Consider the following 19,321-nt stretch of genomic DNA (forward strand, 5'->3'; position numbering starts at 1 on the left):
TTCATTCCTGCAAGGAATTGTCAGATTTCTGCGCTTCAACGACCGTCTATCTCCATCGCCCATCAGTGACAGGCCGTGGGGCTTCCCCGCGCTCCTGGGCGAGCGACGGATAGTCGGTATATCCGCGCTCGCCGCCTCCATAGAATGTGGAAGGATCCGGCGAGTTGAGCGGAGCGTGCGACCGCAAGCGTTCCGGCAGGTCGGGATTGGCGACGAACAATCGTCCGAACGCGATCAGGTCTGCGCTGCCGTCCTCAATCCATTTTTCTGCACTGCTCCCGTCGAAGCCGCCGGCGACCATTAGAACCCCACGATAAGTGCGGCGTATCATCTGCGTCATTCGTTTCGCACGCTCGATAGAAGCCACATCCTCGCGGGCCGCCGCGAGCGCGGGGTTCACGATATGCAAATAAGCCAGCCTGTATTGATTGAGCCTCTCGATTACGTAAGAGAACGTGGCCTCTGGATCGTCGTCGTGCATGTCGTTAAAGGTGCCAAGAGGAGAGAGCCTTACGCCGACCTTCTCGGGTCCCCACACTTCGCAAACTGTCTCGATCACCTCGAATAGCAGCTTGGCCCGACGGTCAATAGATCCACCGTACTCGTCCGTGCGGCTGTTCGTGCCGGACAACAGGAACTGGTCGAGCAGATATCCGTTAGCGCCATGCACTTCGACGCCGTCCATACCTGCCGCCTTTGCGTTGCGCGCACCCCTGAAGTACTGGCGCACGAGATACGGCATCTCTTCGATCTGTAGCGCGCGAGGCTTGATGCAAGGCGCGATGACACCTTCGCCCCGCTCATTCTCAATGAACGCCTCGGCTTTCGGTTGGATCGCGCACGGCGCAACCGGCAGCATTTCATCGGGCTGCAATGAAGGATGTGATATGCGCCCTACGTGCCACAGTTGCATGAACATCAACCCGTCGGCCTTGTGCACAGCGTCGGCCACTAGCCGCCAGCCTTCAACCTGAGCCGGGGTATGTATGCCAGGGGTCCATGCGTATCCTTGCCCCTGCATAGAAACCTGGGTCGCCTCGCTGATGACGAGCGCAGCCGCTGCACGCTGCGCGTAATAGCAGGCATTGAGCTGCGACGGAATGTTGCCTGGTCGGTTAGCGCGCGAACGCGTCAACGGCGCCATTACGACGCGATGACGAAGGTTATACGACCCAACCTTTACAGGCTCAAACAGCTTGCGTAGGGAAACGCTCTCGTCGTGCTGCCGGACTTCTCCGGTGGCGATTTCCGAATCAGGCATATTCGCTCCTTGTGGTTTCGACTGGGGCTTCGAGTCGCAGTGATACATCCGCATTAAGGCGTCGGTTTCAAAGCGCATCGAGAAGATGCACTACGCGAAGTCTAGCCGTGAGTCCACGCGCGCTTCTTTTCCGTTTCTGCTCAGCTATGTCACGATCCTGCAGTCATTCTGTTCGACGCCCGTCGGGGACTCTGGCTGCTTTGAATATGGCTGCGTTGGAGCATTCGCGTCTAACCCTGGCACGCGCGACTGGCCGGCGTTGCGGAAGCGAGTGCAGACCTTCGACACAATTCAGCAGAATCGCGAAAGACACCATCCTGTGAAGCTTCTACCGTTGGGCTTTGGCGAACCAGTCTCCTCGAACGGGGGATGCAGATGTACCAGCCCAGTACTATTCCTTACCAGCGCCATAAGGGATTTGAAAATGCCTTCTCGCCTGGTTCCCTTAGCTTGGGATTGTTCTTTCCAATCGAAGCTTTCGAGGGAGATCAGCCGAAGATGCTCAACCAGGTTGCGCTTGCGAAGCGCGCCGAGGGGTTAGGGTTTTCGGCGTTATGGTTTCGTGATGTTCCGCTGAGAGATCCAAATTTTGGCGATGTGGGCCAGATATTCGATCCGTGGGTCTATATGGGATTCATCGCCGCCCACACATCGAGAATTGGCCTCGGCACGGCTTCAATCGTGCTGCCGCTGCGCAACCCGCTGCATACCGCCAAAGCGGCGGCGAGCATCGATCAACTGAGTAATGGCCGGCTACTATTGGGAGTCGCCTCTGGCGACCGTCCGGTTGAGTTTCCAGCGTTCAACATCGACCCGGAAAAGCGAGGCGAGATCTTCCGCGAGAGGGTGGAAGTGATCCGACGGGTTCAGCAGACAAGCTTTGAACGCGTTAGTTGGAGTGACGGACAGCTAGTCGGCGCCGACCTGATCCCAAAGCCCACTACAAGCGAGATACCGCTCTTTGTGACCGGACACAGTCGCCAATCGCTGGATTGGATTGCCAAACATAGCTGCGGTTGGATCACCTATCCCCGTCCTCCTCACCTCCAACGGTCGTTCGTAGATAAATGGCGACAAGAAGTTGCCGTGCAATCCGGGAGCAAGTACAAGCCGTTCCTGCAGTCGCTCTACATTGACCTCGATGCATCGCCGGCGGTGCCGCCATCGCCGATTCACTTGGGATTTAAGCTCGGCAGGAATCATCTGATTGCCTTGCTTGATCTCCTGCAGCAGATTGGAGTCGATCACGTCATCTTGAATCTGAAGTACGGCCACCGAAGCGCGACCGAAGTCGTCGAAGAGCTTGGCACTCATGTGGTTCCTCGCTTTCGAGCGCGGGATTCCAAGCCGGACGCGGAAGTCGTCAGGGCCTGGTAAGACGGGTTAGTGCCGGATAGAACGCGCTCTCAGAAACTTCGAACGCCTGATTCCACGACCAATTTTGATCAAGCATCCATCCATCGGCGTCTCCTGATGCGGCAGCACTTCCGCAAGCCCATTAGTATCCACATGAGGCGGACCATTTCTTTGATCCTTGAAAAGCTTCGGCTGCAATGGCGCGTGTTGACCTTCTATGAGCGCTTCGAGCGGATCATCGCCCACGTTCTGAGCTTAGTGATCTCGGTGGTCATCCTTGTGTCGCTGTGGCAGTTGATCCGGGCCGTCATCGCGCTGTTGCTGTCGGGGGCGTTCGACGTTCTGGATCATGCGGTCTTCCAGGCGGTCTTCGGAATGGTGATGACACTCTTGATCGCGATGGAGTTCAAGCACTCGATTATCCGCGTCGTTTTGCGGAGAGATCACATCGTGCAAGTCAAGACCGTGATTCTCGTCGCGATGCTCGCAATAGCGCGCAAGTTCATCATTCTCGATCCGGCCACGGACCCGGCTCACATCGCCGCACTCGCGGCTGGACTGGTTGCGCTTGGCAGCGTCTACTGGCTGATGCGGCAACGCGACGATCCCGTCGATGCCGCGACCTCCGAGTGCGCGGTACAAAATTGCAACGAGCGCGTCTGAGAATGGGGTGTCCGAAATGGATGTGGACGGACACTCTAGCGAAGACCGGGCCAAAATGGATGTGACTCGTTCCCAAAGACGGTTTCCGAAATGAAGGGGCCCATACCAAAGACAGGGTCCGAAATGGATGGAAAGAACACCTAACGCAGACAGTCACGGGGCACTAGACTTCGGTGGGTCAAGTTCGATCCGCCCTCCTGGAATACACGCACCATGGGGAAAATTTCGCGTACCTTAGAAGTGCGTTGTCTTTACTGCCACTCCGTCGGCGTGTCCTGCACCGACAGATCCGTAAACGCAGTGCAATGGATGTTGTGTGTTATCCCGGCGGACGGGACGACCGTGCGCGCAAGCGCCACCAGTGGTGGCGCGGGTATTAGTGTCAGGGCGCCGTTTATCGCCATCGTGCCAGCGTGGGCTAGCATCGAAGTGGAGAATAGAGATGATCAGCGGGGCATGGTACTTGCGCTCAGTTCGGCAAGGCTGAGGGACACCGCGCGAAAGGGGCTCGGAACTCTGGCGTGTGACATCCCAAGCTGGTTCACGGCGTGGGACCCTTTCCTACGCGGAGCGGCGGACACGGTTTCGGCGCTGCATATCGGCAAGCCGCCCGACCCCGTGTGCGTCGCAGCGTTCGCCGAGGTCATTTCAATTCATCTCGCATGCCGGTACGGATGCTACGACGATATACCTGCCGTAGGCTCGAGTCTCTCCCAGCTAAAGCTGAGCGTCGTGGACGATTTCATTCAAGAGCACATCGCGGAGTACATGCCGATCGAGCGCCTCGCCGCGCTGGTGAACATGAGTGCGTCGCATTTTGCGCATGCCTTCAAGAACGCGACGGGACTTACGCCGCACTTCTATCTGACTACCAGAAGGTTGAGACTTGCGAAGCTAATGCTTCACGAAGGAAGTCTCCCGCTGGTCGATGTGGCGGCACGCGCAGGCTTTCAAACACAGCAGCACTTCACCGCGGTGTTTCATCAATATGTGGGCTGCACGCCCAGGGCTTTCCGTCTCGCACAGAACCAACCGACGACTTGGTGACCCCCTCAGGCCCCGATCCTGAGTCAACGACACGTGCAGGAATCCGACACCTCTGCGCAGAAACTCGAAAGAACCAGACGCGTCCTGGACGTATGCTTTACCACAGTCGCATCTTTGTGTTGCTCGCCCCGCAGGCGCCCTTGCTCTCGTCTGGATGACAAATACCGACGCGATTTGTCACAGGCGCGAAGCTACTGGTCCTCGGCCTGGGTGCGCGGGACGGGCGTGCCAGAACATACCCATGCACTCGTGACCACATCCTGCGTCGGGCGTACATCTATCCCGCTGCGCATTCCGGAGAACACCATGAAGACTCACCTGATATCGGCCGCAAGGCTTTCGGCCCTCTTGCTTTCGCTATTCGCGGGTGGCCTATTGGGCAACGCCGCGACAGCGCAGGATGCGCCCATCGTGGGCAAGACGACACTTGGCGTAACCGTCACCGAGGCGCAGGTGGTTGCAACGGGCTGGCGCGCATCGAAGATGATCCACACCGATGTCTACAACGAAAAGAACGAGAAGATCGGCCGAGTCGACGACCTGATTGTGGCGCCCGATGGCTCGCTCTCTGCGGCAATTATCGACGTGGGCGGCTTTCTCGGGATGGCGACGCATCGTGTCGCCATCCCCGTACAGCGTTTCAAGCAGATTGCACCGAAGGCAGTCCTGCCCGGCGCAAACAAGGATGCGCTGAAAAAACTGCCGGAGTTCGAGTATGCCAAGGGCTGATATCGGGCGGCGACACCGCAGCACGCGTGACTGACGGTTCGGGCCGCTTCGGCGAGTCCATGGAATAGGAGTCGCACCGAGGCGAACCTTCAGTCCTCTACTATCTCTCCAACGGAGATCATCATGGCCACTTGCAGCGTTTGTGGAAAGCCGGCGACCTCGCAGATCACAATCACCGAGAACGGCCAGCGCCGTCAGTTGACGCTGTGCGACAAACACTATGTGGAGTTCATGGCTCGCCACCAGCGCAGCCTCTCGCCCCTTGAGTCGCTCTTTCACGGCGGGCTCTTTGAAAGTCTTTTTGACGATATGTGGTCGCCGCCTGAAGGTAGGCGGAGCGGCTCGTATTCCCTTGGCCACGCGGACGAGACGCGTGCGAGCGCTAGTGAAGGTGGCAACGGTGGCGCAGGCGAGGGTACACGCGGGGGGACACCTGGGGGGCGGCCGCGTCGGCATCGCCGTGCGCGCGAAGCTGTTGACCTGCAGACGTTCCTGAGTGATAGCGGTCTCGACCGCTTGCAGGCGGCCGCGCAAAAAGCGGTCGAGTTCGGCAAGTCAGAAGTCGATACTGAACACTTGTTGCTCGCACTCACCGACAATAACGTGGTGCAGGAGATCCTCCGCGAATTCAAGCTGGATCCCGAAGAGATCAAGAAGACTGTCGATCAGAGCGCCCCACGTGGCACACGCGCGGAGAGGGCGGAAGAGGAACGCATCGGCGTATCGCCGCGCGCAAAAAGCGCACTGGAGAGCGCGCTCACCGCGTCGCGGGAGCTCGGTCACAGTTATGTTGGGCCGGAGCATATCCTGATCGGGCTCGTCGAAGAGGAAGATGGTTTCGCGGGCGAGTTGCTGCGGAAGTACGGGCTATCGTCGCATTCGCTCCGGCAGAAGACTGTCAAGGTGGTCGGCAAGGGCGCCGAGGAAGGGACCGTCGAGGGACGATCCACCACGCCAACGCTGGACAAGTACGCGCGCGACCTCAGCGATCTCGCGCGTCGCGGCAAGCTCGATCCGGTGATCGGCCGCGATAAGGAAATCGAAACGACTATTGAGGTTTTGGCCCGCCGGCGCAAGAACAACCCAGTGTTGATCGGCGAGCCGGGCGTCGGCAAGACGGCCATCGTGGAAGGACTCGCGCAGCGTATCGCGCAGGACCAGGTTCCGGAAGTACTGCGCGGCAAGCGTGTCGTCGAGTTGAACATTAACAGTGTGGTCGCGGGGGCTAAATACCGTGGTGAGTTCGAAGAGCGCGTGAAGCAGGTGCTCGATGAGATCGTCGAGAACCAGGACCGGCTGATTGTCTTCATTGATGAACTGCATACGATCGTGGGCGCTGGCCAGGGCGGCGGAGAGGGTGGACTGGACATCGGTAACGTCTTCAAGCCGGCGCTCGCGCGCGGCGAACTGCACCTAGTAGGCGCCACGACGCTCAATGAATACCAGAAGTACATCGAGAAGGACTCCGCCCTCGAGCGCCGCTTTCAGCCGGTGAACGTACCCGAGCCGAGCGTCGCGGAAACCATCGAAATTCTGCGCGGTTTGCGCGACCGCCTCGAGGCGCATCACAAGGTAAAGATCACCGAGGAGGCCATCGCCGCTGCGGCGAAGCTGTCGGACCGCTATATCGCCGCGCGATTCCTGCCAGACAAGGCGATCGACCTGCTCGATCAGGCGGCCGCGCGCGTGCGTATCGCATCCAATTCCAGGCCGACGAAGTTGCACGACATCGAGGCAAGTATCCGGCGCACCCGTCAGGAACAGGATGCGGCAAGTGCCGCGAAGCAGTTCGACAAGGCGAAGGAACTGGAAGAGAAACTCAACTCCGAGCAGGAGCGCCTTAACGATGCGACAGAAGCGTGGAAGAAGGAACGCGGCACGAGTTCGCAGAATGTGACGGCGGAGGATATCGCGCAGGTCGTGGCGTCGCTCACCGGCGTGCCGGTGTCAGAGCTCACCGCGGAGGACAGAGAGAAGTTGCTTCGTCTCGAGGAGCGCCTGAGGGAGCGCGTGGTCGGCCAGGATGAGGCGGTCAGCGCCGTCGCGAAAGCTGTGCGGCTGTCACGTGCCGGTCTCACTGAAGGCGGCAAGCCGACTGCGAGTTTCCTGTTTCTTGGGCCGACTGGCGTGGGCAAAACCGAACTCGCCAAAGCGCTCGCTGCCTGCGTGTTCGACGATGAGAGCGCGTTGATTCGCATCGATATGAGTGAGTATTCCGAGCGGCATACCGTGGCGCGGTTGGTGGGAGCGCCTCCGGGTTATGTTGGCTATGAGGAAGGCGGTCAGTTGACTGAGCGCGTGCGGCGCCGCCCCTATTGCGTGGTGCTGCTCGACGAGATCGAGAAGGCGCATTCCGAGGTGCACAATATTCTGCTGCAGCTCTTCGACGAAGGCCGTCTCACCGACGGAAAGGGACGCCTCGTGGATTTCACGAACACGATCATCATCGCGACAAGCAATATTGGATCGCAGATGATTCAGGACAACATGCGTGCCGACAAGAAGCAGCTCGACTATCCCGCGCTGCGCGACCGGCTGATGGAAGTGCTGCGCCATCATTTCAGACCCGAGTTCCTGAACCGCATCGATGAAGTGGTGGTGTTCCACGCCCTCGGAAAGGCGGAGATCCGCAGTATTGTTGATCTGCAACTCTCGCGCGTGAAGCGCACAGCGGCCGGTCAGAATATCAACTTGTCGTTCGACGATTCACTGCGTAATCATCTCGCGGAGATTGGGTACGACCCCGAGTTCGGCGCACGGATGCTCAAGCGCAAGATTCGGGCGGAAGTGGAGTCTCAACTCGCCGATGCGCTGCTGCGTGGCGATGTGCGCGACGGCGACAAGGTGACGATCACCTACGACTCTGGCGCGAATGCGGTGCGCGTGCAGAAGGCAGCCGCCAATGCGGAGGCGGCGCGGCAGACCCAGGAGGAGAAACCGGCGCACGTGTGATACGCGTGATGGAAGGCTCTGGGCGATGTCCGCTTGCACGGGTCGCCTGCGAGCCTCGGCCATCCTCGGAACAACCGGGCGCGGCCGTTCAGCCGCCGTTCAGATAGCGATGCACCAGTGCCACGCACATTGCCCCTTCACCTACTGCCGATGCCACACGCTTGATCGACGCGTGTCGCACGTCTCCCGCAGCGAACACGCCCGGCATGCTGGTCTCAAGATGTAGAGGTGCGCGCTCCAGAGGCCATCGCAGCCCGTGATCGAACTCGCGCAGGTCTGGACCGGTGACGAGGTAACCCGCCTCATCACGCACGATGCCCACCTGTTCGGCCCATTCTGTTTGGGGCACGCCGCCGATGCAGACAAAGAGCCAGTGTGTCTTCACGTTGCGGCGCTGGCCGGTGCGCGCATCGGTCAGCGTGACTTCACGCAGCGTCTCGTCCCCGACAAGCGCCGTGACAACGGTACATGTCTTAACTTCGATATTCGGTGCAGAGTTTACGCGGTCCACCAGATACTGCGAGAGAGTATGCTTGAGCGACGCGTCGCGCACGACCATGCAGACGCGATTGGCAGACTGCGCGAAGTACATCGCCGCCTGGCCCGCCGAGTTTCCCCCGCCGACGATGTAGACGTCCTCGTCATGCATCAGCGCCGCTTCGCTCGCGCCTGCGCCATAGTAAAGGCCGGAGCCGAAGAAGCGTTCCTCGTCTGCCAGCCCCAGCTTTCGATACGTCACGCCGGTCGCGCAGATTGACGTTCGAGCCGTGATGCGGGTGCCGTCTTCCAGGTGGACGATGCCCTTGCCCGGCGGAAATTCCGCGCGCATGCCGGCACGCGCAAGAAGTATCTCCGAGCCGAATTTCATTGCCTGGGCGCGGGCACGGTCGGCGAGTTCCCGGCCGCCGATGCCATCCGGAAAACCGAGGTAGTTCTCAATCTTCGAGCTGCTACCGGCTTGACCCCCGAGGGCCCACCGCTCCACCAGCACCGTGCGTAGCCCTTCCGATGCACCATATACCGCCGCGCTCAGTCCTGCGGGTCCGGCGCCGTAAATGGCGAGGTCGTATTCCGAGCGTGAGGGGTAGGCAAACCAGCCGAGCTTTTCGGTGATCTGCCGGATGGTAGGGCCTTCGAGCCGTGTTCCATCATTGAAGACGCACACGGGCAAGCGAGGATCAGACAGATGCTGCACGCGTGCAAGCGATGCGGCATCTTCATCGCAAGTAAGTTCGATCCATTCGAAAGGGATGTCGCTGCGATGAAGGAAGTCGCGAATCGCATAGCCACTGGCCGTGCGCATTCTTCCATAGATCTTGACCATAAGGTAGCTCCAGGTGCGTCGTCCGTGCCAGTCCGTCTGCGCGAGTGGAACTACAATAGGCGCGTGTTCAAGTGAGTGTCTTTTTTGATGCTGTCTCGGTTTGTCCAATTTCTGCGGTCCCTGACAGCGATACATCTGCGGTGGACGGTCTGGAAGATGTACGGCGCTCAGCGACTTCGACGCGCTCCGAGTGCATCGTCCTGTCAACGCGTCCGCCTCTACTGTTTCCACAATCCTGCTCAGATCGACTGCAGCACCGCCGTTCGCGCATCGCCTTAAGTACAGCGGCTCAGGCGCCCCGGCGCCGGCTATTGCAGGGCATGCGGCTCTATTGAGAGTAGGCAAGGTCGGGCGGTTGGGAAATTTCGTCCGCTGGTGTGCGAAGCCGGCGATGGGTCTCCACCCCCGCACAGGCACGACCGGACCGGGTCTGGTGTTCAAAATCCATGCGTTGTGGATATGCGAGACGGAACGGCTTTCCGGTACCGTGGGAATGGGACAGGCCGACGGGGCGTGGCATGTGCGGGGCGATATATGAAGCGAGATACGGACGGACTGCCGGCGAACTAGGCGATGAAGTTCAGCGAGCGCGTGAGCGCATCCGCTGCCAGATCTGCCGCGTCCGAGCGGCCGCCAAGGACGGGGGCGACGTCGCGCTGGCAATGCGGACCTTGCAGTGTTTGCGCCTCTGCCATGCGGAACTGCTCCGCCTGCGAAATGCGCGAAGCCTGGCCGAAAGCGAAGTTGCCTCCGGCCCAGAGCTGTCTGGTCGTGGCGGCTGAGCGCGACAGCGCCTACTTTTTTGCCTCTGACCTTTGCCATGTCAATCCAGCGTAGCGCACGTGGCCTCCGCATCGTGGTCTGAAGATTTGTGCTGGCTCTCGCATCTATGGCTGAAAACGGATTGCTAAACGGTCATTGGCACGGGACCCATCAACGGACCGCTTCTGGCCGGCAAGCGCCCGCCTGCCGGCCAGAAGTATGGTTAGACTTCAGTTTGCTCAGCAATCTCCAAGGCGTCATCTACCTCAATTCCCAGATACCGGACGGTACTCTCGAGCTTTGTATGCCCGAGGAGCAGTTGGACAGCTCTCAGGTTTCTGGTCCGTCTATAGATTAGCGAGACCTTGGTTCGCCGGATTGAATGCGTCCCATAAGCGGAAGTGTCAAGGCCGATTGACGCTATCCAGCGATGGACCAACCGCGCATATTGTCGGGTCGATAGATGGGGCGACGAGCGCAAACGACTGGGGAACAAGAAGTCGCCACAGCTCAATCCCCGTGCGCGTATCCAGGCCTGGAGGCATTCCCGAGTCTGTCCAGTAATCTCAAATTGCACGGGTCGATGCGTCTTCTGTTGCATGACCGTCGCACGCATGCCAACTTGGCTTCCTACGCTGACATCTTGTACGCGGAGACGAATCAAATCGCAAGCGCGCAGCTTGCTGTCGATGGCGAGGTTGAACAACGCCAAGTCTCTCGTGCTAGCGGTGAGCTGAAGGCGCGTACGGATTGCCCAAATCTCGGACAGCTTCAGAGGAGGCTTTTGCCCCGTTAGTCTTCCCTTGTTCCACGGGGCACGGCGGCTTACAGATGGTTGGGAGGTAGTCATGACTCACTCCTGGAGTGGATGGGAGCCCATTCTGCGCCTGTGCCGGAACCTCTCAAGTGGCGGGCGCTAGTCCCACTCCGCTTCCGAAACCAACTCCGCTGACACGACGCCTTCGACGCTCATCTGGTAGAGCTTCCGATAGCACAGTGGACATGGCGCCCAGTCCAAGGCCTGGTTGCCTCCAATCTCGAAGTGCAGTTCGCGGATCCGGACGGTGACGCCGCATTTGCAGACGAGAATTTGGGTATGGTCATCCATCGCGTATCTCCATGGCAGAAAAGGGGATTACAGCATGTGACGGCCGGAGATCTCCATGGATCAGCGAGTTGCCAATCTTTCTCAGGATGCGCGCGAGGGCACAGCAGGCTCCGAAGAGCGCAAGCATAGGACCAACATTTTCGTGCGGGGGCAGTTTCGGATCTTGCCGATTCACTGATTGCCGAGATTCAATCGCCGAGCTTCTGTCCGGGACAGAGGTGGGTCTTGATGAGTGGGCGGTGACAGCCTATTCCCGCCAGCCAGCAACTGCGCTCCCAGAGGCAGGACACCGCCGCAGAGCGGTCGTTCGAAAGCAAGCGAACCGTGGCTTATGCAGCGGCGGCTGCCGTGCGCCTCTGTCCGTGCAGAAGAAATAGCGTTAGGATCGAGGCGAATCCAAGAGCCGACGACACCCAGAGCGCCCTAGCGCCCAAGGAATCGAGCAGCATGCCGAAGAGCTACGGCGCCATTGCTTGGGCGACGCGGGCCGGCACCATTAACAAGCCCTGACGGTGGCCATACCCGCCCGGCCCGAAAATAACCAGCGGCAGCGTGCCCTTGGCAATCGTGAGAATGCCGTTGCCCGCCCCGTGTAGGACGCCAAACAGGGCCGCCGCGGGCGCCCCGGCCACACCGAACGCCAATGCGCCGATGGGATGCAGCGCCGCCGCGATCCGCGCCGACAGCAAGGGGTGGACCTTGCGCAGCAGGCCGAACTCCAGGATCCGGGCACCGACTTGCGCGGGTCCGATCAGCGCGCCCACCATCACGGCCATGGCCAACGACGCCCCACCCGCCTGCAGCAGCCGCCTGCAGCAGCCGCGGAAGGTGTGCGGCCATCGCTGTGCTGATAAACCAGGTCGCCGCGAAAACGAAGGTCAGCGCATAGGAAGCCGTCCGCTGCGAACGCTCGTCACCCGGGTGCGGCCGATCACTACGCGTTGATGGCACGGCTTCGCTGGGCGCATTCGCTCCGGCTGCCATCCGCGGCATGCTCAGGTTCAGGGCCAGCCCAAGCGTGAGATGCAGCGCCGACCAGGACAGGCAGGCACCGCGCCACCCGATGTGCGCCTCCATGTAGGTCGAGAGCGGCCAGCCGACCGTGCTGGCGAAGCCGGCGATGAGTGTGATGCCGGTGATCGCGCCGCGCGAACGGTTGCCGTACAGCGCTACCAGCGTGGCGAACGCCGCTTCGTAGAGCCCGGCGCCCATGCCGATACCCAGAATCACCCAGGCGGCGAAGAGGCCCACGGCGCCCTGTGCCAGGCCAAGCCCGGCGAGTCCGATAGCAAACAAAAGGCTTGTGGCCACGAGCACCGATCGTCCTCCCGTGCGATCGATCATGCCCCCAGCAGCGGGCCCCAGCAATGCGGACACCACCAGTGCGACGCTGAAGGCAGCAAAGATCGTCGGCGTGGAGACACCAAGATCCTTGGCCATGGGCGTTGCGAGCATGGCGGGCAGGTAGTAGGTCGAACCCCAGGCCAGCGTCTGGGCAATCCCCAGCCTGGCGATCACGCTACTGCTCGGCTCAATGGCCATCCCGTTCCTGGTTATTCCACTTCGCTGCTGTCGGTGTCGCCGGTCTGGGCCTCGTTCTCGTGCTGCATGGCCGCCGCTGCCAGCGTCGTCGCGTTGGCGGGCGCGGCTTCCTTGCGCTCGCTGTAGCGGTCCGTCAGGTAGTCGCTGCGGTCACGCACCAGCAGCGTGAACTTGACGAGCTCTTCCATGACGTCGACCACGCGGTCGTAGTAGGACGACGGCTTCATGCGGCCGTTGCCGTCGAACTCCTGGTACGCCTTGGCCACCGACGACTGGTTCGGAATCGTGATCATGCGCATCCATCGGCCCAGCACGCGCAGCGTGTTGACGGCGTTGAACGACTGCGAGCCGCCGCACACCTGCATGACGGCCAGCGTGCGGCCCTGGGTCGGGCGAATGCCGCCAATCTCCAGCGGGAGCCAGTCGATCTGGTTCTTGAAGACGGCCGTCACCGTGCCATGGCGCTCGGGGCTACACCAGACCTGGCCTTCCGACCACTCGGAGAGCTTGCGCAGTTCGACCACCTTGGGGTGATCAGCGGGCACGCTGTCCGCCATCGGCAGGTCGCGCGGGTCGAACACGCGGGTCTCCGCCCCGAAGTGCTGGAGAATCCGTTCGGCTTCCTGCACCAGCAGCCGGCTATAGGAAGTCTCGCGCAGCGAACCGTAGAGCAGCAGGATGCGCGGCGGGTGGGTGCTGACGCGTGGCGGTTCCAGCTTATAGAGCTCAGGCGTATCGAGCACCGCATGGACGATATTGGGAAGATCCGCGGTCATTGGATTCTCCGCCCTTGCGCGTCGATGACAGGCTCGCCGTCTTCCTTAGTGAAGGCGCCTTGCTGCGGCGCCGGCAGGATGTCTAGCACCAGCTCCGACGGCCGGCACAGCCGTACGCCCAACTCGGTGACGACGAAGGGCCGGTTGATCAGGAGCGGATGGGCCAGCATCGCGTCCAGCAATTGGCCATCGGTCATCGACGGGTCGGCGAGACCAAGCTCGGCATAGGGCCTGCCCTTCTCGCGGATGGCTTCGCGCACGGTAAGCCCGGCGTCGCGGATCATTGCCTGCAAGGTCTGCCGGTCGGGCGGCGTGCTCAGGTACTCGACGACGGTCGGCTCGATGCCGGCGTTGCGGATCATGGCGAGCGTGTTGCGCGATGTGCCGCAGGCGGGGTTGTGATAGATGGTGACGGTCATGGGGTATCTCAGTGCGATTCGTACCAGTGCTGCGAACGGTTGACCACGCCGACGACGAACAGCATCACGGGGACCTCGATCAGCACGCCGACGACGGTGGCGAGCGCCGCGCCCGACTGGAAACCGAACAGGCTGATGGCGGTGGCCACGGCCAGCTCGAAGAAGTTGCTTGCGCCGATCAGCGCCGATGGGCCCGCCACGCAGTGGGCGACGCCGAGCTTGCGATTGAGCAGGTAGGCCAGGCCGGAGTTCAGCAGGACCTGGATCAGGATCGGTACGGCCAGCAGCAGGATGATCAGCGGCTGCTCGACGATGGCATTGCCCTGGAAGCCGAACAGCAGCACCAGCGTCGCGAGCAGCGCGGTGATCGAGTAGGGCCCCAGCGCACCGACCACTCGCTTGTAGGTGGCTTCGCCTCGTGCCAGCAACGCCCTGCGGACGACCTGCGCGATCAGCACCGGCACCACAATGTAGAGCGCGACCGAAGTGATGAGCGTGTCCCACGGCACGGTGATCGACGACAGACCCAGGAGCAGCGCGACGACGGGCGCGAAGGCCACGACCATGATCGCGTCGTTGAGCGCCACCTGCGACAGCGTGAAGTAGGGGTCGCCCTTGCAGAGTTGCGACCAGACGAACACCATCGCTGTGCAGGGTGCCGCCGCCAGCAGGATCAGGCCGGCGATGTAGCTGTCGAGCTGCTCGGCGGGCAGCCAGCCAGCGAATAGATGGCGCACGAAGATCCAGCCCAGCAACGCCATCGAGAACGGCTTGACCAGCCAGTTCACGAACAACGTCACGCCGATGCCGCGCCAGTGTCCCGCGACCTGGCCCATGGCACCGAAATCGATCTTGATCAGCATCGGGATGATCATGATCCAGATCAGCACGCCGACCGGCAAGTTCACCTGTGCGACCTCCATGGCGCCAATGGCCTGAAAGACCGGTGGCAGCCATTGGCCGAGCAGGATGCCCGCCACGATGCAGAGCGCCACCCAGACGGTCAGGTAGCGCTCGAAGAAGCCAATGGCGCTGGGCTGCGCGGCCCCCGCGGCCCGCTGCGCGGTGCTCATTGCCCGGCCTCTACAGGCTGTTCGCCGATGGCGCGCATCTCCTTCTGGATGGCGTTATGGTCCAGTACGTGCAATGGCAGGTTCACGAACTGGCTGACGCGGGTCAGGATCTGACGAAAGACCTGGTCGAAGACCTTGCGCTTCTCTTCGTCCGAGCCCTGAATCGCGGCGGGGTCTATGAAGCCCCAATGTGCGGTGATGGGCGTGCCCGGCCAGATCGGGCAGACCTCGCCCGCGGCCTGGTCGCAGACGGTGATGACGAAGTCCATCCTGGGTGCGTCGGGCAGGGCGAACTCGTCCCAGCTCTTGCTGCGCAGGCCGGATGTGTCGTAGCCGATCGACTGGCAGCGCTCGATGGCAAAGGGGTTGACCGTGCCAGAGGGATGGCTGCCGGCGCTGTAGGAGTGAAAGCGTCCCTTGCCGAGGACATTGAACAGCGCTTCGGCCATGACGCTGCGGGCGGAGTTGCCGGTGCACAGCACCAGTACGTTGAAAGTCTTGTCGGGCATGTGGTCGTTGGGTGATTGGGCGACGTTCGGGCGAGCAGGTGCCTCCTCGTATGAGGCTCGATGGGGGAGGCGGGTTAGCGAGTACTCAGCAGCAGCCGGATTCCGGGGTGCAGCAGGCGGTCTTGGCGGATGGCTTCGGCGTGACGGTCACCGGGATTGGTACACAGCACGCGGCGGCTTCGGCGGTACGGTCACGCGATTCGCCATACGTCGGCGCACTGCCGAGCGTGTGGAACGACTCCCAGGCGATCCCCGTCGGGTCGACCGACCAATGCTTGTTCGAGGTTGCGTAGCAGCAGTTCGTCTCGGACTGGGACTGCATGGGCAGGTCGGCGCTGGCGAGGCGCGCCTGCATCTCGGCAAGCTCCGCGTCGGTCTCCACCTGGATGCCCAGATGGTCCACCCCCAGCTTCTCCGTGCGATTGGAGATCGCGAAGTTCACGCGCGGGTCGTCCAGCGCCCACTTGGCGTAGTCGTCGCGGACGACGATGGGTTCGGCAGCGAACAGGGCCGAGTAGTAGCGGATGCTGGCCGGCAGATCGGCCACGCTGACATGGACGTGGAAGCGCTTCATGGTTCAGGACTCCGTGGCGACGGAACAGGAGGACACCGGCGAACACGGATTGCCGCCACAGCAGTTCTCCGTGAGATAGCCGAGCAGGGCATTCATGGTCTCGAAGCGCGCCATGTAGATGATCGAGCGGCCCTCCTGGCGGCTGGCCAGCAGACCGGCGCGGTGTAATTCCTTGAGATGGAATGACAGCGAGGAGGCCGGCATCTCCATCAGTTCGGCAATGCGGCCAGCCGGCAGGCCTTGGGGGCCGGCCTGCACGAGCAGGCGGAACACAGCCAGACGGACGGCGTGGGCGAGCGCGGCAAGCGCTTCGAGGGCGTTATCGGTTTCCATGATTCGAATATAGTCGAATCATAAAAGCGTTGCAAGCGTACTTTTGTGAACGGTCGGCCTCAGCAGGTGGCTCAGCCGGGTCAATATACGGCGTCTAGTTAGCGAGGTACGTGAGACAGCGAGCAACGTGTCCTGAGTAAAGAACAAGGGCCGCTTGGGAATTCGGTATGAGGCCGTGGTGGAGATCGAGCATCGGCTCGATGATGGCGAAACGCTATCGCAGGTCGCGGTCGCCGACTTGCCATTCCAAGTGCTGCCCTACCTGGCCCCGAGCCGTTATTGCGAATCTGACCGCATGATGGAATTTGCGATGCGCGAGTTTGGCGGCATGCGGCAAGGCTACCCGCGCGCGTATGCTATACGGGGGTGGGTGCGCAACCATGTGTGCTTTCTTTCACGGTCGACCAACGAGGGGACGTCGGCGATCGATACGCTCGTGGAGCGTACGGGGGTGTGCCGGGATTTCGCTCATTTGATGATCGCCATCTGTCGCGCGCCGAGCATCCCGGCCCGTATTTCCAGCAGCCTGGACTATGGCGCGGATCCGGCGATGGGGCCATACGCTGAGAGCGAGGCGCGCCTTGTTCATAACGGATAACGCTGAAATGACCGGACCACCTTTGCGTCCGTGTCGATTTCGTGGTTAAAAATGCTAAAACGAGATTGGCTTTTCATATCTAATGGCTTCCTTGGATGATGGCGTTTCGGGCTGCGAGAACGCTCTGCAGCCTGATTTCTACCGATTCGTCGCGCTCCAAGCAGAGCACAGGGCAATTCAGCTTCTTCATCCACTGCCTGTGGCGTTCAAGACTACGACCTTCTGCAGTGCCAGCGTCATACTGGGCGGCCCACGCCATAAATTCCGGATCAGCCTGCCCAAAGCGGCGCTCTTCACGCAGCTTGAGCCGAGCTAGACGGATAGCGGTGGGAAGGTAGAGAAAGACCAAAAGATCAAAAGCATTCTCAAGTTCTTGGCCCCAATCGATTACAGCGCCCGCCACGACAGCTTCGGGACTCCCGTGCAAGTCGTTCAGCAGTAAGGAGCAGCGTTCCTCGGCTCCGAACTTCTGTTGGTACGGTGGATCGGTGGGGCGCCAGAAATAGTCGTCGGTTTCGAGGACACGCGCGTGGGTAGCTTCGCCAAGGGCGGTAGCCAACGTTGATGTGCCGGAGCCTGCCGCCCCTGTGATCAGGATATACATGCCAGCAATCGGAATTGAAGTGAAGGGCTGATTATATCGATGTGCTGTCGTGGCTACGAAGCATCCGGATCCTGCGGCTTCTAATTAATGCCGGCGAAGCTTTTGACATGACTACGCCGATTCTCGTATGGGCACCGCCCCGCCGCCTTCATGGAGTTCCCCGTGTTGATTAGGACAACGTTCCGACTGACTGCTCATGGCCGATTCTGTTGAAAAACCCGACTTCAGCATCGGCCAGAAGAGGTATGCGCGTGCGGAGAGACTCGCGTTGAGCCTTCGCGCTCGAACTTCGAGGGTCTTTTGACCCGCCGCATCGCTTCTAGGTCGCCATCGCATCCCGATCTTCACCGAGTGGCATCAACCGCTTTGCCATTCGTCGCAGGTTTTGCGCTGTTGCCGCCAGTAAGAACTCATCCCGGGCTCCAGTCAGTCCCCGTAGCCGCAAGCGATCAAGTTTCAGGATTCGTTTCAGGTGAGCAAATAGCATTTCCACCTTCTTTCGATCCCGGCGCGACTGCTTGTACTCGGCTGTTCCCGCAAGCTTCCGTGCTACGTCACGCGCATTCTCATGGACGCTGCGCGCTATCTTGCGGAATGGCATGTTCGGGCAGCATTGATTCTTCATCGCGCATCCGCCGCAGTCATGCTGACTGGCTCGATAGATGACCGTGTCGGCCTTCGTGACGTGAGTGCGGGGGTTCAAAAATGCACGCCAATCGCTGCGCAGCGCGTTCCCACCGGGGCAGCGGTACTCATTGGCTTGCTCGTCCCAACTGAAGTCGTCCCTCGGTAACGTACCGTCGTCGCGGCGGGTCTTGTCCCAAACCGGAACATGCGGCGCGATTGCCTTCTCTTCGACCATCCAACCAAGCATCGGCGCTGTCCCGTAGGCCATATCACCCGCAAGGCGATCAGGCTTGAGTGCAAAGCGTTCTTCGACACGATCGATCATTGTCTTCGCTGACTCGACCTCTGCGGTTCGATGCGCAGGCGTGGCCTCCACATCGAGGATGATTCCTGCGTGCAGGTCTATCAGGTAGTTGGTCGAATATGCGAAGAAGGCTGGACCACCTGGTGCGGCGGTCCACCGCGACGCTGGATCAGTCAGCGAAATACTCTTCGGCGCAGTCGCGGGCTCAGCGGCTGGCGCTTGATTGACCTCTTCGAGCGCAGCAAGATATTCGCGCACCGCGCGGCTGGGTCCTTCGCCCTTGCTCCAATCTATGGTCTCCGTGCCCGCAACGCCTTTGGAGCGATTGGCATCAGCCTTGATGATGCCAAAAGCAGCCAGTGACGCGTACCAGGCGGGCATTCACGTGTTGCGTTGCTGTTTCGCCAGACGAAGCACTGCCGCAACAATTTCCTTGGGCGAGCAAGGCTTTTCAAAGACAACGTCGAACAAATCAGGATGGCTGCGCCCGATTTCTGCCTGTGCCGCAGTGAAGAGAATGATTGGAATTTTAGAGTTTGCGTGCGAGGCGTCCGCCCGAACAGCGCGTGCTAGGTCAAGTCCTGTCATGATCGGCATCATGAAATCAGTGACTATGACATCCGGCCGGAGGTCCGAGATCAGCCGCAATCCGGCCTCGCCGTCCGCTGCGGTTCGAACCTCCAGTCCCTCGGCCGTGAGCACGAATGCCAGGGCGTCGGCATTCATGGTCTCGTCGTCGATGACCACTACTGTAGCCATG

At 60.9% G+C, this 19,321-nt stretch carries 19 protein-coding genes and 2 pseudogenes; 6 read left to right on the top strand and 15 right to left on the bottom strand.

The window, feature by feature from the left end; translation table 11 throughout:
* Positions 1-46: 46 nt before the first annotated feature.
* A complete protein-coding gene (locus AC3FJ6_RS23310; RefSeq protein WP_488773949.1) occupies positions 47-1,261 on the bottom strand; it encodes an alkene reductase in 1,215 nt (404 codons plus the stop codon).
* Positions 1,262-1,636: 375 nt separating this feature from the next.
* Here AC3FJ6_RS23310 and AC3FJ6_RS23315 point away from each other — a divergent pair, with 375 nt between their 5' ends.
* The 5 genes from AC3FJ6_RS23315 to AC3FJ6_RS23335 all read left to right on the top strand — a co-directional run bounded on the left by AC3FJ6_RS23315 (position 1,637) and on the right by AC3FJ6_RS23335 (position 8,008).
* Positions 1,637-2,638: an LLM class oxidoreductase gene (locus AC3FJ6_RS23315; RefSeq protein WP_488773984.1), complete on the top strand. Its 1,002-nt coding sequence runs from the start codon at positions 1,637-1,639 to the stop codon at positions 2,636-2,638.
* 132 nt (positions 2,639-2,770) lie between these two features.
* Entirely contained in the window at positions 2,771-3,280 is a 510-nt protein-coding gene (locus AC3FJ6_RS23320) for a phosphate-starvation-inducible PsiE family protein (protein ID WP_488773985.1), read from the top strand.
* A gap of 732 nt (positions 3,281-4,012) precedes the next feature.
* A complete protein-coding gene (locus AC3FJ6_RS23325; protein ID WP_488773950.1) occupies positions 4,013-4,327 on the top strand; it encodes a helix-turn-helix transcriptional regulator in 315 nt (104 codons plus the stop codon).
* A gap of 306 nt (positions 4,328-4,633) precedes the next feature.
* Entirely contained in the window at positions 4,634-5,056 is a 423-nt protein-coding gene (locus AC3FJ6_RS23330; protein ID WP_488773951.1) for a PRC-barrel domain-containing protein, read from the top strand.
* 123 nt (positions 5,057-5,179) lie between these two features.
* Complete coding sequence (locus tag AC3FJ6_RS23335; RefSeq protein WP_488773952.1) at positions 5,180-8,008, top strand: ATP-dependent Clp protease ATP-binding subunit; 2,829 nt, start codon at positions 5,180-5,182, stop codon at positions 8,006-8,008.
* 88 nt (positions 8,009-8,096) lie between these two features.
* Here the strand turns inward: AC3FJ6_RS23335 and AC3FJ6_RS23340 are convergent, their stop codons facing one another.
* The 11 genes and pseudogenes from AC3FJ6_RS23340 to AC3FJ6_RS23390 all read right to left on the bottom strand — a co-directional run bounded on the left by AC3FJ6_RS23340 (position 8,097) and on the right by AC3FJ6_RS23390 (position 16,428).
* Positions 8,097-9,332: an NAD(P)/FAD-dependent oxidoreductase gene (locus AC3FJ6_RS23340; RefSeq protein WP_488773953.1), complete on the bottom strand. Its 1,236-nt coding sequence runs from the start codon at positions 9,330-9,332 to the stop codon at positions 8,097-8,099.
* 566 nt (positions 9,333-9,898) lie between these two features.
* Entirely contained in the window at positions 9,899-10,027 is a 129-nt protein-coding gene (locus AC3FJ6_RS23345; protein ID WP_488773954.1) for a hypothetical protein, read from the bottom strand.
* Positions 10,028-10,317: 290 nt separating this feature from the next.
* Positions 10,318-10,944, bottom strand: coding sequence for a tyrosine-type recombinase/integrase (locus tag AC3FJ6_RS23350; protein WP_474230707.1), 627 nt, complete (start codon positions 10,942-10,944; stop codon positions 10,318-10,320).
* A gap of 66 nt (positions 10,945-11,010) precedes the next feature.
* The gene (locus AC3FJ6_RS23355; RefSeq protein WP_029051498.1) at positions 11,011-11,202 is read right to left on the bottom strand and encodes a hypothetical protein; all 192 of its coding nucleotides are present in this window, start codon (positions 11,200-11,202) and stop codon (positions 11,011-11,013) included.
* Positions 11,203-11,531: 329 nt separating this feature from the next.
* Positions 11,532-12,738: pseudogene (locus tag AC3FJ6_RS23360) on the bottom strand (MFS transporter).
* Positions 12,739-12,755: 17 nt separating this feature from the next.
* Complete coding sequence (arsH, locus tag AC3FJ6_RS23365; RefSeq protein ID WP_488773955.1) at positions 12,756-13,520, bottom strand: arsenical resistance protein ArsH; 765 nt, start codon at positions 13,518-13,520, stop codon at positions 12,756-12,758.
* The gene (gene arsC / locus AC3FJ6_RS23370) at positions 13,517-13,939 is read right to left on the bottom strand and encodes an arsenate reductase (glutaredoxin) (RefSeq protein WP_488773956.1); all 423 of its coding nucleotides are present in this window, start codon (positions 13,937-13,939) and stop codon (positions 13,517-13,519) included. Before arsC ends, arsH begins: the two co-directional genes overlap by 4 nt.
* 8 nt (positions 13,940-13,947) lie before the next feature.
* Entirely contained in the window at positions 13,948-15,012 is a 1,065-nt protein-coding gene (gene arsB / locus AC3FJ6_RS23375; protein ID WP_488773957.1) for an ACR3 family arsenite efflux transporter, read from the bottom strand.
* Positions 15,009-15,521 carry an arsenate reductase ArsC gene (locus tag AC3FJ6_RS23380; RefSeq protein WP_488773958.1) on the bottom strand — a complete coding sequence of 171 codons (513 nt, stop codon included), beginning with the start codon at positions 15,519-15,521 and terminating at the stop codon, positions 15,009-15,011. Before AC3FJ6_RS23380 ends, arsB begins: the two co-directional genes overlap by 4 nt.
* A gap of 85 nt (positions 15,522-15,606) precedes the next feature.
* The gene (locus AC3FJ6_RS23385; RefSeq protein WP_488773959.1) at positions 15,607-16,095 is read right to left on the bottom strand and encodes an ArsI/CadI family heavy metal resistance metalloenzyme; all 489 of its coding nucleotides are present in this window, start codon (positions 16,093-16,095) and stop codon (positions 15,607-15,609) included.
* 3 nt (positions 16,096-16,098) lie between these two features.
* Positions 16,099-16,428 carry an ArsR/SmtB family transcription factor gene (locus tag AC3FJ6_RS23390; protein ID WP_488773960.1) on the bottom strand — a complete coding sequence of 110 codons (330 nt, stop codon included), beginning with the start codon at positions 16,426-16,428 and terminating at the stop codon, positions 16,099-16,101.
* Between the two features lie 175 nt (positions 16,429-16,603).
* On the opposite strand from AC3FJ6_RS23390, the gene AC3FJ6_RS23395 reads away from it, so the two are divergent.
* Positions 16,604-17,026 (top strand): transglutaminase-like domain-containing protein, encoded by a 423-nt coding sequence (locus AC3FJ6_RS23395; RefSeq protein WP_488773961.1) that lies wholly within the window; start codon positions 16,604-16,606, stop codon positions 17,024-17,026.
* A 79-nt stretch (positions 17,027-17,105) separates the two neighbouring features.
* On the opposite strand, the gene AC3FJ6_RS23400 is transcribed toward AC3FJ6_RS23395, so the two are convergent.
* From AC3FJ6_RS23400 to AC3FJ6_RS23410, 3 genes and pseudogenes are all read right to left on the bottom strand, one after another.
* The gene (locus AC3FJ6_RS23400) at positions 17,106-17,630 is read right to left on the bottom strand and encodes an AAA family ATPase (protein WP_488773963.1); all 525 of its coding nucleotides are present in this window, start codon (positions 17,628-17,630) and stop codon (positions 17,106-17,108) included.
* A 319-nt stretch (positions 17,631-17,949) separates the two neighbouring features.
* Positions 17,950-18,906, bottom strand: a pseudogene (locus tag AC3FJ6_RS23405) (transposase); the annotation flags it as partial.
* A 36-nt stretch (positions 18,907-18,942) separates the two neighbouring features.
* A complete protein-coding gene (locus tag AC3FJ6_RS23410; RefSeq protein WP_066737576.1) occupies positions 18,943-19,320 on the bottom strand; it encodes a response regulator in 378 nt (125 codons plus the stop codon).
* Position 19,321: the final 1 nt, after the last annotated feature.

It is taken from the genome of Cupriavidus sp. 94F1, assembly GCF_057798875.1.

Excerpts from the sequence above, each read along its gene's own strand:
- AC3FJ6_RS23310 (WP_488773949.1), bottom strand. The coding sequence starts at position 1,261 with ATGCCTGATTCGGAAATCGCCACCGGAGAAGTCCGGCAGCACGACGAG.
- AC3FJ6_RS23315 (WP_488773984.1), top strand. The coding sequence starts at position 1,637 with ATGTACCAGCCCAGTACTATTCCTTACCAGCGCCATAAGGGATTTGAA.
- AC3FJ6_RS23320 (WP_488773985.1), top strand. The coding sequence starts at position 2,771 with ATGAGGCGGACCATTTCTTTGATCCTTGAAAAGCTTCGGCTGCAATGG.
- AC3FJ6_RS23330 (WP_488773951.1), top strand. The coding sequence starts at position 4,634 with ATGAAGACTCACCTGATATCGGCCGCAAGGCTTTCGGCCCTCTTGCTT.
- AC3FJ6_RS23335 (WP_488773952.1), top strand. The coding sequence starts at position 5,180 with ATGGCCACTTGCAGCGTTTGTGGAAAGCCGGCGACCTCGCAGATCACA.
- AC3FJ6_RS23340 (WP_488773953.1), bottom strand. The coding sequence starts at position 9,332 with ATGGTCAAGATCTATGGAAGAATGCGCACGGCCAGTGGCTATGCGATT.
- AC3FJ6_RS23345 (WP_488773954.1), bottom strand. The coding sequence starts at position 10,027 with ATGGCAGAGGCGCAAACACTGCAAGGTCCGCATTGCCAGCGCGACGTC.
- AC3FJ6_RS23350 (WP_474230707.1), bottom strand. The coding sequence starts at position 10,944 with ATGACTACCTCCCAACCATCTGTAAGCCGCCGTGCCCCGTGGAACAAG.
- AC3FJ6_RS23355 (WP_029051498.1), bottom strand. The coding sequence starts at position 11,202 with ATGGATGACCATACCCAAATTCTCGTCTGCAAATGCGGCGTCACCGTC.
- arsH (WP_488773955.1), bottom strand. The coding sequence starts at position 13,520 with ATGACCGCGGATCTTCCCAATATCGTCCATGCGGTGCTCGATACGCCT.
- arsC (WP_488773956.1), bottom strand. The coding sequence starts at position 13,939 with ATGACCGTCACCATCTATCACAACCCCGCCTGCGGCACATCGCGCAAC.
- arsB (WP_488773957.1), bottom strand. The coding sequence starts at position 15,012 with ATGAGCACCGCGCAGCGGGCCGCGGGGGCCGCGCAGCCCAGCGCCATT.
- AC3FJ6_RS23380 (WP_488773958.1), bottom strand. The coding sequence starts at position 15,521 with ATGCCCGACAAGACTTTCAACGTACTGGTGCTGTGCACCGGCAACTCC.
- AC3FJ6_RS23385 (WP_488773959.1), bottom strand. The coding sequence starts at position 16,095 with ATGAAGCGCTTCCACGTCCATGTCAGCGTGGCCGATCTGCCGGCCAGC.
- AC3FJ6_RS23390 (WP_488773960.1), bottom strand. The coding sequence starts at position 16,428 with ATGGAAACCGATAACGCCCTCGAAGCGCTTGCCGCGCTCGCCCACGCC.
- AC3FJ6_RS23400 (WP_488773963.1), bottom strand. The coding sequence starts at position 17,630 with ATGTATATCCTGATCACAGGGGCGGCAGGCTCCGGCACATCAACGTTG.
- AC3FJ6_RS23410 (WP_066737576.1), bottom strand. The coding sequence starts at position 19,320 with ATGGCTACAGTAGTGGTCATCGACGACGAGACCATGAATGCCGACGCC.